Here is a 13,149-nt window from a genome sequence, read left to right as displayed (position 1 = left end):
TTTTTTTATGCCCAAAACCTGATGTGCTCGTAAAAAGTCGATTTTCAGATGGCGCCGTAAAAACCTCAAGCGGATACAGAGTGGACAGGACAAAAAAAAGGGCCCGGCCGATTCCGGCCAAACCCTTGATTTTATTGGCGCGCCCGGCAGGATTCGAACCTGCGACCTACGGATTCGTAGTCCGGCACTCTATCCAGCTGAGCTACGGGCGCTGACAAAATGAATGCCACCTTACATAGGCGATCCAAATCGCCTTGTCAATAATAAGTTTGCTCCACGACATCGATCCGGTGCGGGACGCTGACGGGAGAAAAATCATGGACACCCGGGACCGGGATAATCAATTCATGGATGCCGCCATTGAACAGGCACAAAAGGCGGCAGCCTGCGGGGAGGTACCCGTGGGTGTCCTGGTTGTGGATAACCACGGCGGTATCCTGGCATCGGCCTTTAACCAAAGCATCACCATGGCCGATCCCACGGCCCATGCAGAAATCCTGGCAATCCGCTCTGCAGCCCGGCGAACCGGAAACTATCGCTTGTTAAACACCTGCCTCTATGTTACGGTAGAACCGTGTCCCATGTGCATGGGAGCGGTGATTCACGCCCGCATTGGCCGGGTGGTTTTCGGGGCCTTTGACCCCAAATGGGGCGCTGCCGGATCCTTGTATGATTTTGCCGGAGACCGGCGCTTGAATCACCACCCGGAAATTGTCGCCGGGGTGCGAAAACAGGCATGCCGGACACTGCTGATCGATTTTTTTGCGGCACGGCGGGGTAAAAACCCCCTTTAACCTAAACCGAGCGTTTCAATTTTTTAAAGTTTTTGTTTCCATATTATTTTAAAGTATTTTGATCAATTTCAGCTTTAAAAATTTGAAACCCTCCGGGATTTTCAATTTTGCCGCATCTACTGTGTCAGCGGATGTCTCGCATAGTTCACTATAGCTTAACATCCGCTTTCTTGTATCTGCAGCAAACTTGAAAATCGCTCAGTTTAGGTTTAACGCTCTGCCGTATTTTTTTGAACCAAAGCATTATTATAATGGCACGCGTTTAGAAAGGAGCAGCAATTGGCCAATATCGTCATTATCGGCACCCAGTGGGGAGATGAGGGAAAGGGCAAAATCGTTGACCTGCTGGCGGAGTATTCCGATTACGTGGTCCGATTCCAGGGCGGAAACAATGCCGGCCACACCATGGTGGTCAACGGGGAGCAGTTTATCAGCCACCTGGTGCCCTCGGGGATCATCCAGGGCAAGGTCTGCATGATCGGAAACGGAATGGTGGTGGATCCGGAAGTGCTGATCAACGAAATTGATTATCTGACCGAAAAGGGCGTGAACGTAGGTCCGGAGCAGTTAAAAATCAGTGAAAAAGCCCACCTGATCATGCCCTACCATAAGGCTATGGACCATGCCAGGGAGGCGGCCAATGAAAAAAAGCAGATCGGCACCACTGGTCGGGGCATCGGCCCCTGTTATGAAGACAAGTCCGCCAGGCGCGGCATTCGGTTCGTGGATCTGCTCGACGACGGGTTTGAAGAAAATGTGCGGGCCGTGGCAGAGGAAAAAAACTTTTATCTTACCGAATTTTTCAAAGCCCCGGCCGTGGATGTTCAGGACGTAATCGATTCTTACAGCCGGTACCGGGATCGGCTGGCGCCTTATGTCACGGATGTATCCGTGATGATTGACCAGGTGCTCAGAGAAGACAGGCGCGTGCTGTTTGAAGGCGCCCAAGGCACTCATCTGGATATTGACCACGGCACATACCCTTATGTGACTTCTTCGAACACGGTTTCCGGAAACGCATGTTGCGGCGCCGGGGTGGGGCCCAAAAAGATCGACCGGGTCACCGGCATTGTCAAGGCCTACACCACCCGTGTGGGCAAGGGGCCGTTTCCCACTGAACTCTTTGATGCAACCGGTGATTTCATTCAGGAAAAGGGCGCTGAATTCGGCGCCACCACCGGACGCAGGCGCAGATGCGGCTGGATTGACACGGTCATGCTCAGAAACGCCGTGCGGTTAAACAGCCTCACCGGTTTTGCGGTCACAAAGCTCGATGTGCTCGGCGGACTGGATACGCTGAAAATCTGCACCGGTTACAAGTACAAAAACAAGGAACTGGAAGATTTTCCAACAAGCCTCCAGGTGCTGGCCGAATGCGAGCCGGTCTATGAAGAAATGCCGGGCTGGGAGGCGGATATTTCGGCTGTGCGCAGCTATGACCAGCTTCCCGAAGCCACCCGGAACTACCTTCGCCGCATCGAGGAACTCACTGAAACCGCGGCTGAAATTATTTCAGTGGGACCGGGACGGGATCAGACCATCATGTTAAATAACCCGTTTGGTTAGCCCGGGCGATATTTTTTAATTGACAATCCGGGCAATGTAACATAAAAAATGCACCCAACAAGTCGGGACGTGGCTCAGTCTGGAAGAGCACAGCGTTCGGGACGCTGGGGTCGCAGGTTCAAATCCTGCCGTCCCGACCACTTCCCAAAGCGGGAAGACACGGTCGCAAAACTCCCGGGGAATTGTTGCTTTGTTTTCAAATCTTATTGTCAGCCTGTATGGCAAATATTCATGCCCCGCCCCTGTCTTTGATCAGCATGCCGATTCCCTGATTCCTGTCAACCCGGAGAGATAAATCCAAAAGGAGCCAATTTATGCGTTTACCCCTGATTTCCAAGCTCGTGATTTTTATCGTTGCAATAGTCCTTTCTGCATCCGCAGGTGCCGCTTTTGGCGCAGAGGATAAAGAAGCTGCCAAGGATGCGCAAACTGTGGCAGTAGTCAACGATGTGGAAATCACAGCCCAGGAACTGGAACAAAAGATCCAATTGATGCGGTCCCGTTATGCAAACATGGGCATGCCCATCCAGGGCGAACAGCTTGCCCAGCTCAGGAAATCGATTCTAAATAATTTGATTGAAAAACAATTACTTATCGAAGAAAGCAAAGCCCAGGACATCAATGTTGATGAATCCGAGATCCAAGAGCAGCTCAATGAGTTAAAGGAACAGTTCGAAAGCCAGGAAGCTTTTGAGAAAAAAATCGCCTCAAGCAATTATTCCGAGGATGAGCTGAAGACGGAAATGCGCGAAAACCTTCTCATTCGAAACCTTATTGAGGAAAAAATCGAATCCGGAATTTCAGTGTCCGATAAACAAGCCAGGGATTATTACCAGGAAAACCAAGAGGAATATAAAACTCCGGAACAGGTTCGTGCCCGCCATATTCTGATCCAGACAGAACCGGATACCGATGAGACCCAGAAGGCCGAGGCGAAAAATAAAATCAAGGAAGTAGAAAAGAAACTCCAGTCCGGTGAAGACTTCTCTGAGCTGGCAAAGGAATACTCGGATTGCCAGAGCAGCGAAAAAGGCGGTGATTTGGGCTACTTCGGACGCGGCCAGATGGTGGAAAGCTTTGATGAAGCCGCTTTCGCCCTGGAGCCGGGCGAAGTCAGTGACATTGTGGAAAGCCGTTTCGGCTATCACCTGATCAAAAGCGAAGATAAAAAAGCGGCTGAAACCAAATCCTTTGACGAAGTCAAAGAATCTGTCCGGGAAAAACTTCGGCAGGAAAAAATCATGCAGGACCTCGAACCCTATATTGAGTCTTTGAAGCGAAAATATCCCGTGGAAAAAAATCTGCCTGAAGCCTCTGCCGACAATTAATACCAGCAGGATTTTAAGGGGATGCTTTTATGCCCGGCCCCGGCCGGACCGGGGTCCGGGCAGATGACGCAAGCATTTGCATATGTTTTTATCGACGACATGACAAAAGGAGGAAGGGGTTTGGCAAACGGAACAGTCAAATGGTTTAATGAGAAAAAGGGTTTCGGGTTTATCCGGCACGAAGATGAAGGCCGGGATATCTTTGTTCATTATTCAGCCATTGATGAACCCGGATTTAAAACCCTTGCCGAAGGCGAGCCGGTTACCTTTGACATCGAGGAAAGCGACCGGGGCCCGGTGGCCAAGAATGTGGTCAAGGAAAACGGATCCAGTTAAAACAACGGCCACGACCCGTCTGAAACATTTGAAAACATTTTCGGGAAAATTCAAATACAGGTGCACATGAAAAAAACAATTATCAGGGGAACCGGGCGGTATCTCCCGCCAAGACTGGTCACCAATGAAGATCTGACGCAGTGGATGGATACTTCGGCCGAATGGATTCAGCAGCGCACCGGAATTGAGCAGCGCTACTGGGTACCGGAGGAAGGTGGCATGGGAGCCGCCGACATTGGGTTGGAAGCATCAAAGATTGCCCTGGACCGGGCCGGGTGGAAACCGGAAGATATCGATCTGATTATTTTTGCCACTCTGAGCCCGGATATTTTTTTTCCAGGCTCAGGATGCCTGCTCCAACACATGCTGGGCCTTGAAACCACGCCAGCCCTGGATATCCGGCAGCAATGCACCGGCTTTTTCTACGGCCTGGCCACGGCAGACGCCTATATCAAAAGCGGACAGGCCAACCGGGTGTTGTTTGTCGGCTCTGAGGTTCATTCCACAGGCCTGGACGTTTCCACCAGGGGCCGGGATGTCGCAGTGATCTTCGGCGACGGTGCCGGAGCGGTTTGCCTGGAAGGCCTGGAAACAGATTCAAAGGTGGGCATTCTGGCCTCCACGCTTCATGCCCAGGGCCAGTACGCCGATGCCCTGATGACCGAAGCACCCGCCTCCCGGCTGAGCAAACGGTTGACCCACGAAATGCTCGACCAAGGGCGGCATTACCCCAGGATGGACGGCCGCAATGTTTACCGGCTGGCCCTGACCCGGCTGCCCGAGGTCACGTATCACACCCTTGAAAAAGCCGGGGTCAGCCTTGAAGAAGTGGACCTGATCATTCCTCACCAAGCCAATATCCGGATCAACCAGGGGTTTCAAAAAGCGCTGCAAATACCTGAAGAAAAAATGTATCACAATATCCAGCGCTACGGCAATACCACTGCCGGCAGCATTCCCATTGCCCTGGATGAGGCCCTGGAAAAAGAGATTATCGGCAAATCCAGCACAGTCCTGTTTGCTGGCCTGGGCGCCGGGGTCACCTGGGGTGCCGTCATTTATCAGTTTGAAGATTGATGGTGCCGTAAAAGTCCAATATCTGCGTTACGCGCGATTTCTCAGAATTTCACGTACGGCTAAGTACGCTGCATTCTTCGAAATTGCGCAAGCCTTGATCTTGAACTTTTTATGGCACCATCTGAAATTAGACTTTTTACGGTGCCATCAAGGTTAATACGCCTTTTCCAACCGGATTCCGGCTTTTTCAGGTCATTCAGGAACCCGGGACATCATTTTCCGGATCGCTCAGGGACTGGAGCAGCTGCGCCAGAACCGCTTGGGCGTCTTCGGCCGGCACGTGGCAGGCCCCGGCAGCCCGGTGTCCGCCGCCGCCGTATTTGAGCATCAGTTCTCCGATGTTGACTGCAGAAGTATTGTTGATAATGGACTTGCCCACGGAAAAGGTGGTTTTGCCGGTGTCCGGTTCCTGCTTGAGCTGAACGGAAATATTGCAGTTCGGGTAAAGTGCATACACCACAAACCGGTTGCCCGGATATCCGCTTTGCCGACCGCGGCAGTCGATTAACACAATATTGTGGTGCACCTCGGCAATGGAAACCAGTTGCTGCTTGTATTTTTCCGCATACTGGAAATACATTTCCGCACGTTGGCTGACATCCGGAAGGGCCAGAACCTGATCAATGTGAAGTTCAGCGATCCAGTCAATGAGGCGGCGCTTGAACTCCTGGTCGCTGATGGCAAACCGGCACCAGTCCTCGATGCCGGTGCGCTTGTCCACCAGAAAGTTCAGCAGCGACCATCCCGTGGGATGCAGGATTTCCCTCCGGGAAAACTGACCCGAATCCGCCTTGTCCACTGCCTCCATGATTTCATCGAAATGCCGGGGAAACCGGCTCCGGCCACCGTAATATTCATAGATGACCCGGGCGGCCGATGGCGCGTCTGCGTCAATCACCAGATTTTTCTGCTCACGGTTGCGAAGGGTTTCAGATACATGATGGTCAAAAGCCATAAACACACCGGGAACAAAGGGCAGGTTGGCGATGATGTCGTTTTCAGTCACCACAACCCCGCCTTCCTGCATGACGCTGGGATGATCAATGAGTTCGATTTGATCCACCATTTTCAGGTGCTTGAGCAAAACGGCACAAATCAAGCCGTCAAGATCGCTTCGGGTTAAAAGTCGATAAGATTTTTGATTCATTTTATATGATATGCCGATTAAAGTGTTTTCGCCAATTCTGTTTTGCATCCGCTTCTGCGGGGTCGCCTCAGAATCGTTTTTTTAAGAAACCTGTTAATTATCATAAAAAGGTTACGGCTTCAAGCACAGTTTACTTTAACAACTTGAAATCAGGCTTATTTTGGTAAAATCCATGGACAATCCGCCAAACAACTGGTACAAAAAATACATTTGACAGCCGGCCCTGACAAAACCGTGATTTTAAATGGATAGGTGACAATGATCCAGGCCTTGATTGATCGCGGCGTGGTGATTCCACAGCCGCAAACCGTTGAAATTGCGCCCGAGGTGGACATCAACCGGATATCACCGGGCGCTGTCATTCACCCGGGCGCCCGCATAAGGGGCCCTCACACCCTGATCTGCACGGATGCCCAAATCGGCGCGCAGGCCACAGCCACGGTTGAAAACTGCTTTGTGGGGCCTCAAGTATCACTTGAAGGCGGATACTTCAGCCGTTCGGTTTTTCTGGAAAAATCATCTATTGGACCATCCGCTCACATCCGGGCCGGCACTATCCTGGAGGAACATGCCAGTGCCGCCCACAGCGCTGGACTAAAACAGACCATTCTGTTTCCCTTTGTTACCCTGGGCAGCCTGGTCAACTTCTGTGACTGTTTCATGTCCGGGGGCACCGGGCCAAAAAATCACAGCGAGGTGGGAAGCGCCTACATTCATTTTAATTTTACCCCCAGACAAGAAAAGGCCACGGCTTCGCTGATCGGGGATGTGCCAAACGGTGTCATGCTCAACCAGCCGCCAATATTTCTGGGCGGGCAGGGCGGGCTTGTGGGCCCCTGCAGACTGGCTTTCGGCACTGTAGTTGCCGCCGGCACCATCTGCCGCAAAAGCGAGACCCGGCCGGGCCGGCTGATTTTCGGCGGGCCGGCCCGATCCGGAAACGTGCCTTACACCGGCGCATCCGGTGTGGGCGGCCTTCGGGGTATCGTATCCAACAATCTTTATTACCTGGCCAATTTAAGGGCCCTGGAGCAGTGGTACGCCCATGTGCGAAGTCTTTTTATCTCCAGCCGGATGCCCCGTGCCCTGTACCAGGGCCTGGTCGACACCCTGCAGGACTGTATCAACGAGCGCATCAAGCGCTTGGGTGATTTTGCCCAAAAAGTGGCACCCGATCACCTGGGTCCGTGTTGGGACCGCCTTGAAAGCCGCCTTCAGATACCCGGGGAACAAATGGATCTGCCTGAAAAAAGAGATCATTTTGTCCGTTTGATCCGGGAGCGGACCGATTCGGAAGACAGTCCCGACTACATCCAGGTAATCCAGGGCCTTGATAAAAACCTGGCCGCAGCCGGCGCAGAATGGCTGCAGGCTTTGACAGACGCCTGCATGGAATCCTGGCAGTCTGTTTTACCTGACGAAACAAACAGCTGAACGGATCATGAAATGGGAAGGTTTTTCGGCACCGACGGCGTTCGCGGGGTGGCCAACCAGCATCCGATCACCCCGGAAATTGCATTGAACCTGGGAAGGGCTGCTGCAGCTGTTTTAAAACACAACCACCGCAGCACAATTGTGATTGGAAAAGACGGCCGGATGTCAGGCGACATGATCGAAGCCGCCCTTGCCGCGGGCATCTGTTCGGCCGGGGCCGATGTCTTGCTTGCAGGCATGCTTCCCACCCCTGCGGTGGCCTTTCTGGTCCGGCATGCCCGGGCCGATGCGGGCATCATGGTTTCGGCATCCCACAACCCTTACGAGGACAACGGAATCAAACTGTTTGACGCCATGGGGTTCAAACTGGATTCCGCCACTGAAGAACAAATTGAATCCCGCATACTCAATACATCCCCGGAAATCCACCTGGCAGCGGCACCCGAAGCCATCGGCCGCGTCTATCCAATGCCGGAAGCAGCAGAGCAATATGCCCGGTTTTTAAAAAAAAACGCTGGCAGAAACGATCTTTTAAAGGACATGAAAATCGTTCTGGACTGCGCCAACGGGGCCACTTCGGAAATCGCCCCTCAGGTGTTTGCAGAACTCGGGACGGATTTGACGGTTTTGTTTGATTCCCCTGACGGCATCAATATCAATGACGGATGCGGCTCCCAGCACATTGAAACCCTGCGGCAGGCGGTTTTGGAAAACCGGGCGGATCTGGGCTGCGCATTTGACGGAGACGGAGACCGGCTCATTGCCGTGGATGAAACCGGGACGGCGGTCACCGGCGACCAGATCCTGGCCATCTGCGCACGGCACATGAAACAGGCCGGCCGCCTGAAAAACAACCTGGCCGTCAGCACGGTCATGAGCAACCTGGGCCTTCGCCTTGCCTTAAAGGAAATGGACATCGATCACCGGATCACCGATGTGGGTGACCGGTACGTGCTTGATGAAATGCGAAAAAGCGGGGCGGTTATCGGCGGCGAGGACTCAGGTCACATGATTTTCCTGGACGCCCACACTTCCGGTGACGGCATACTGACCGCCCTGCACCTGGTTGAGGCCATGGACGCATCCAAAAGTCGGCTTTCCAAGCTTTGCCGGGTCATGCGGCGCTATCCCCAGGTGCTCAAAAACGTCCGGATCCGGGAGAAAACAGATATTTATCAACTTCCTGCCATTGCAAAAGAAATCGAAAAAGTGAAAAACCACCTGGGAGAGCAGGGAAGGGTGCTGGTGCGTTATTCCGGAACACAGCCCCTGTGCCGGATCATGGTGGAAGGCCCGGATGAAAAAGAAACCGATCAGTTGTGCCGGCAGATCGTGGATGTGATTGCCGCTGAATTAAACGGCTTCCTGGAATAAAAAACCCATAAAGACAAAAAAAGGGAGAAACCGGTTTTCCCGGCTTCTCCCCATGTACTGATGACCCTTGTGTGTGGGGTTTAATCCCTGTTGCCGAAAATGTAGAGCAGCATGATAAACAGGTTGATAAAATCCAGATACAGGGAAAGGGCGCCCATGATGGCGCCTTTTCTCACCACCCCGGCCTCGATGTCTGCGGGCTGGGTCATGGCCATGTTTTTGAGCTTCTGGGTGTCATAGGCGGTCAGGCCCACAAACACCAGCACGCCGATATAGCTGATGATCATCTGCATGGCCGCACTCTGCATGAAAATGTTGACCACAGAGGCGATAATGATGCCGATCAGACCCATAAACAAAAAATTGCCCCAGGAGGTCAGATCCCGCTTTGTGGTCATACCGTAGATGCTGCAGGCCACAAACGTGGCCGCGCAGATGAAAAACACCTGGGCAATGGAGGTTCCCGTGTATACCAGGAATATAAAGGACAGGGTCAGGCCGTTTACCGCGGCATAGAGCAGAAACAGGCCCGTGGCTGTAGAGGCCTCCATTTTCTGGATCCTTGCGCTCAGGTAAAAAACCATGCCCAGCTCTGCGATGATCAGGCCGAAAAACACCATGGGTGTGCCGAAAATCAGCTGCTGCATGGTGGGATTATGGGCGGTGAAAAACGCCACTACGCCGGTTAGCGCCAGGCCGAAGGCCATCCAGTTGTAAACGCTTCGGATAAAGCTGTTGACCATGACCTGGGTGCGTTCGGTTTGCCTGGTTGTTGCCGTGTTTGCCATGTAAATGCGCCTCCTGTTGTATGGAAGTGTTTAGGTCTCAAGTGATTCAGTTTTAAGGAAATCAAGTCCGATTGCAGGGTTTTCCGGCAATCAGCTAAAAACATAATAACACATTGCCGACTGTTTTCAAGCCGGATCGGTATTCCGGGAAACGATTTTTGAAATGAAACAAACTCAGATCTACCAGCACCTTGTGGAAACCGCTGGAAAACTCGACATCCGGGTGGCGGAACAAAATCTTCGGGCCACCGGGGTCAATGCAAAAAGCGGCCTTTGCCGGATCAGGGGCGAGTCGGTCTTTATCATGGACAAGCGCCTGTCCGTAAACGCAAAAATCGCGCTCCTGGCAGACTGCCTGCGGCAGATGCCCCTGGAGGAAATTTATATCATGCCTGCGGTGCGAAAGATCCTGGACCGGAAACCGAACCAGAAATAAAATCCCGGTGAAACAGGAAAGGCAAAAGCTCAAAAAAGATTAAAAGCCGATTGCATGTATGAAAGGGCACATGATTCCAGGGCCAAATCCATCTAAACGCCCTGGTTTTCCTGGCTTGAAGAAAAGTTTACATAATATATCTTATCAGACGTTATAAAAATATCAAAAATCGGGCAAGCCTGTTAAGGTCCTTCAGAAACGACTTTTATCAACGGTTTTTGGCCGGATTTGGGATTGATTGATTGATTCAACTGTGCTAGCTTGGCAAGATTCAAACAACCGGAAAAATAACCTTAAAAACGCATACCCATGACCCCGACGGATTCCAATATAAGCGCGGCGCGAAACGTTTATACGGTCAGTGCGCTGACCGCGCAGATCAGAAACCTTCTGGAAAAAAACTATCCATTTGTGTGGATTTCCGGTGAAATCTCCAACCTGCGCGTGCCGGCATCCGGCCACTGCTATTTCACTCTAAAGGACAAGGACGCCCAGATCCAGGCCGTGATGTTTAAGGGCCAGGCCAGAAACCTGAAATTTGACCTTGAAGACGGCATGCAGGTCACGGGTTTCGGCCGCATCAGTGTATATGCGCCAAGAGGCAGCTACCAGATCATCCTGGAATACATCGAGCCCTCGGGTGCCGGAGCGCTGCAGGCGGCATTTGAGCAGCTCAAGCAGAAACTATCCGAAGAAGGCCTGTTTGATGAAAAATACAAAAAGCCTGTCCCTTTTCTGCCTGCTGCAGTGGTCGTTATCAGCTCGGCCACCGGCTCGGTGGTCCATGACATTATCCGCATCATGTCCCGGCGGTTTGCCAACATCCCCATCCGGGTGATTGCCGCGGCCGTCCAGGGAGATACCGCAGAAGCGGAAATCGTTTCCGCCATTGAAATGGCAAACCGCCACAAGGCCGCAGACGTGATTATTTTGGCCCGCGGCGGCGGCTCGCTTGAGGACCTGGCGGCATTTAATTCAGAGGCCGTGGCCCGGGCGATTTTTGCATCGGAAATTCCGCTTATCTCTGCTGTTGGCCATGAAACCGATTACACCATTGCCGATTTTACAGCGGATCTGCGCGCGCCCACCCCGTCTGCGGCAGCCGAACTGGCCGTGCCGGTTAAACAGGATGTGAGCTACACCCTCCAGGTGCTCACCCGGCGGCTGCAAGGCGCAATCGTCAGACAGGTGCGGGATCTGCGGCAAAACACCCAGAAACTCACCCGCCGCCTGGTCCATCCCAGACAGCGCATGGATGACCTGCGCATCCGCATGGATGAACTCCATGCCCGGCTGGCCCAGGCAATGAACCGAATTGCAGCAAATCGGCGCGAACGGCTGTGCTGGCGCCATGACCGGCTCATGGCCGTGCCCCTGGCCTCCCGCGTGTCTGCCCTGGCCGACCGGCACCAAAACCTGGACCGGCGCCTGAAATCCGCAGGCAAAACCCTTATCCAGGAAAAGCGCGCACGGCTGGAATCGGCCTGTGGCCGCATGCACGCGCTCAGCCCTTTGGCCGTGCTGGATCGGGGCTACAGCATCACCCGGGTCCTGCCGGACAAAACCGTGCTCACGGATGCCGCAGCCGTGGCCCCGGGCCAAAAAGTTGAAGTCATACTTGCAAAAGGCATGTTAACATGCCGGATTGAAAGGAAAAACGATAATGGCAAAAAAGACGTTTGAAGAATCCATGGCCCAGCTTGAAAAGATTGTCGAAGAGCTGGAAGCCGGCAATTTGCCATTGGATAAGGCATTGAAAAAATTTGAGGAAGGCATCGGCCTATCCCGGGCCTGTTTTGAAAAACTCGATGAAACCGAAAAAAAGATCGTTCAGTTGATGGAAAAACAGGACGGCACCGCAGCCGAAGCCCCTTTTGCCGAAAACACCACCCCATCGGACAAAAATGCCGGAACCAATGAATAACCTCAGCCATCAGGCCCGGTCATTTGACCTGACCGGGTATTTGAAAAATCACCAGGACCGGATCAACAGGCACCTGACCGCCCTGCTCTCCTGCGGCCCGGAGCCCACCCGGCTGTGTGCGGCCATGCAGCATTCCCTCATGGCCCCTGGAAAACGCCTGCGGCCGGTGCTGTGCATGGCCGCCGCCGAGGCTGCGGGGGGTGCGGCAGATCAGGCAGTGCTTCAGGCCGGCTGCGCCATTGAAATGATCCACACCTATTCCCTGATCCATGATGATCTGCCGGCCATGGATGATGACCAACTGCGCCGGGGCCGGCCCACCTGTCATGTGGCCTTTGACGAGGCCACGGCCATTCTGGCCGGAGACGCCCTTCTGACCCTGGCCTTTGAAACCCTGGCCGGGTGCGCAAAGCTTGACACGGCAAATGCGGCCGGGATTCTGGAATCCATTGATGTGATCTCAAAAGCAGCCGGCTATTGCGGCATGATCGAGGGGCAGATGCAGGACATGGCCGGCGAAGGCCAGGGCCTGGCCCTGGCGGATCTCAAGCAGATGCATGAGTTGAAAACCGGGGCCCTGATTCGTGCATCGGTTGAAACCGGCGGTTTGCTCGCAGGCGCAGATGATGCGGAAAAACGCGCCCTAAACACCTATGCCGGCCATATCGGCCTGGCCTTTCAGGTCACAGACGATATTTTAAACGTCCGTGGCGATCCCGGGCGTATGGGCAAGGCTTCCGGAACCGATACCGCCCGGGCCAAATCCACTTACCCTTCCCTCATGGGCATTGATGGCGCCCGGGACTATACTGGCGACCTGATATCCAAAGCCTTGCAGGCAATTGAGATTTTTGGTAACAAGGCAGCACCTTTGGCCGCCCTGGCCGCTTATATTGTCGAAAGGGACAAATAAAAAGCCATGCCGCTGATCCGGCATTCTAACCA

The 13,149-nt window shown here is 53.3% G+C and carries 13 protein-coding genes and 2 tRNA genes; 12 read left to right on the top strand and 3 right to left on the bottom strand.

The features are described 5' to 3' along the window. Positions 1-135 precede the first annotated feature (135 nt). Positions 136-212: transfer RNA gene (locus tag R6U41_RS01055), tRNA-Arg, on the bottom strand. 42 nt (positions 213-254) lie between these two features. Between R6U41_RS01055 and tadA the strand changes: the two genes are divergently transcribed. The 6 genes from tadA (at position 255) to R6U41_RS01025 (ending at position 5,101) form a co-directional block, all read left to right on the top strand. After that, positions 255-794, top strand: a complete 540-nt coding sequence (tadA, locus tag R6U41_RS01050) for a tRNA adenosine(34) deaminase TadA (protein ID WP_410267987.1) — start codon at positions 255-257, stop codon at positions 792-794. A 279-nt stretch (positions 795-1,073) separates the two neighbouring features. Further along, complete coding sequence (locus tag R6U41_RS01045) at positions 1,074-2,360, top strand: adenylosuccinate synthase (RefSeq protein ID WP_410267986.1); 1,287 nt, start codon at positions 1,074-1,076, stop codon at positions 2,358-2,360. A gap of 63 nt (positions 2,361-2,423) precedes the next feature. Next, positions 2,424-2,500: transfer RNA gene (locus tag R6U41_RS01040), tRNA-Pro, on the top strand. A gap of 174 nt (positions 2,501-2,674) precedes the next feature. After that, positions 2,675-3,688 carry a peptidylprolyl isomerase gene (locus R6U41_RS01035; RefSeq protein ID WP_410267985.1) on the top strand — a complete coding sequence of 338 codons (1,014 nt, stop codon included), beginning with the start codon at positions 2,675-2,677 and terminating at the stop codon, positions 3,686-3,688. A gap of 120 nt (positions 3,689-3,808) precedes the next feature. Beyond that, entirely contained in the window at positions 3,809-4,024 is a 216-nt protein-coding gene (locus R6U41_RS01030; RefSeq protein WP_410267984.1) for a cold-shock protein, read from the top strand. Positions 4,025-4,090: 66 nt separating this feature from the next. Further along, entirely contained in the window at positions 4,091-5,101 is a 1,011-nt protein-coding gene (locus tag R6U41_RS01025; RefSeq protein ID WP_410267983.1) for a 3-oxoacyl-ACP synthase III family protein, read from the top strand. 196 nt (positions 5,102-5,297) lie between these two features. Here R6U41_RS01025 and R6U41_RS01020 read toward each other — a convergent pair whose 3' ends face one another. Further along, positions 5,298-6,248 (bottom strand): exopolyphosphatase, encoded by a 951-nt coding sequence (locus R6U41_RS01020; protein ID WP_410267982.1) that lies wholly within the window; start codon positions 6,246-6,248, stop codon positions 5,298-5,300. Between the two features lie 258 nt (positions 6,249-6,506). Between R6U41_RS01020 and R6U41_RS01015 the strand changes: the two genes are divergently transcribed. After that, positions 6,507-7,682 (top strand): protein GlmU, encoded by a 1,176-nt coding sequence (locus R6U41_RS01015; RefSeq protein WP_410267981.1) that lies wholly within the window; start codon positions 6,507-6,509, stop codon positions 7,680-7,682. Positions 7,683-7,694: 12 nt separating this feature from the next. Beyond that, positions 7,695-9,056 carry a phosphoglucosamine mutase gene (gene glmM / locus R6U41_RS01010; protein WP_410267980.1) on the top strand — a complete coding sequence of 454 codons (1,362 nt, stop codon included), beginning with the start codon at positions 7,695-7,697 and terminating at the stop codon, positions 9,054-9,056. Positions 9,057-9,136: 80 nt separating this feature from the next. Here glmM and R6U41_RS01005 read toward each other — a convergent pair whose 3' ends face one another. Continuing rightward, positions 9,137-9,844 carry a Bax inhibitor-1 family protein gene (locus R6U41_RS01005; protein ID WP_410267979.1) on the bottom strand — a complete coding sequence of 236 codons (708 nt, stop codon included), beginning with the start codon at positions 9,842-9,844 and terminating at the stop codon, positions 9,137-9,139. Positions 9,845-10,007: 163 nt separating this feature from the next. Between R6U41_RS01005 and R6U41_RS01000 the strand changes: the two genes are divergently transcribed. The 4 genes from R6U41_RS01000 (at position 10,008) to R6U41_RS00985 (ending at position 13,117) form a co-directional block, all read left to right on the top strand. Continuing rightward, positions 10,008-10,280 carry a hypothetical protein gene (locus R6U41_RS01000; protein WP_410267978.1) on the top strand — a complete coding sequence of 91 codons (273 nt, stop codon included), beginning with the start codon at positions 10,008-10,010 and terminating at the stop codon, positions 10,278-10,280. A 309-nt stretch (positions 10,281-10,589) separates the two neighbouring features. After that, the gene (gene xseA / locus R6U41_RS00995; protein WP_410267977.1) at positions 10,590-11,963 is read left to right on the top strand and encodes an exodeoxyribonuclease VII large subunit; all 1,374 of its coding nucleotides are present in this window, start codon (positions 10,590-10,592) and stop codon (positions 11,961-11,963) included. Then, positions 11,944-12,204, top strand: coding sequence for an exodeoxyribonuclease VII small subunit (gene xseB, locus R6U41_RS00990; RefSeq protein WP_410267976.1), 261 nt, complete (start codon positions 11,944-11,946; stop codon positions 12,202-12,204). The genes xseA and xseB overlap by 20 nt, the downstream gene beginning before the upstream one ends. Further along, on the top strand, positions 12,197-13,117 hold the full coding sequence (locus R6U41_RS00985) for a polyprenyl synthetase family protein (protein WP_410267975.1): 921 nt from the start codon (positions 12,197-12,199) through the stop codon (positions 13,115-13,117). Before xseB ends, R6U41_RS00985 begins: the two co-directional genes overlap by 8 nt. The last annotated feature ends 32 nt before the right edge of the window (positions 13,118-13,149 follow it).

Origin of the sequence: Desulfosalsimonas sp. (assembly GCF_046483245.1) — a bacterium.
Classification (GTDB): domain Bacteria; phylum Desulfobacterota; class Desulfobacteria; order Desulfobacterales; family Desulfosalsimonadaceae; genus Desulfosalsimonas.
Note: the sequence above shows the minus strand (reverse complement) of the source record. Positions and strands in the feature narration are given on the sequence as shown.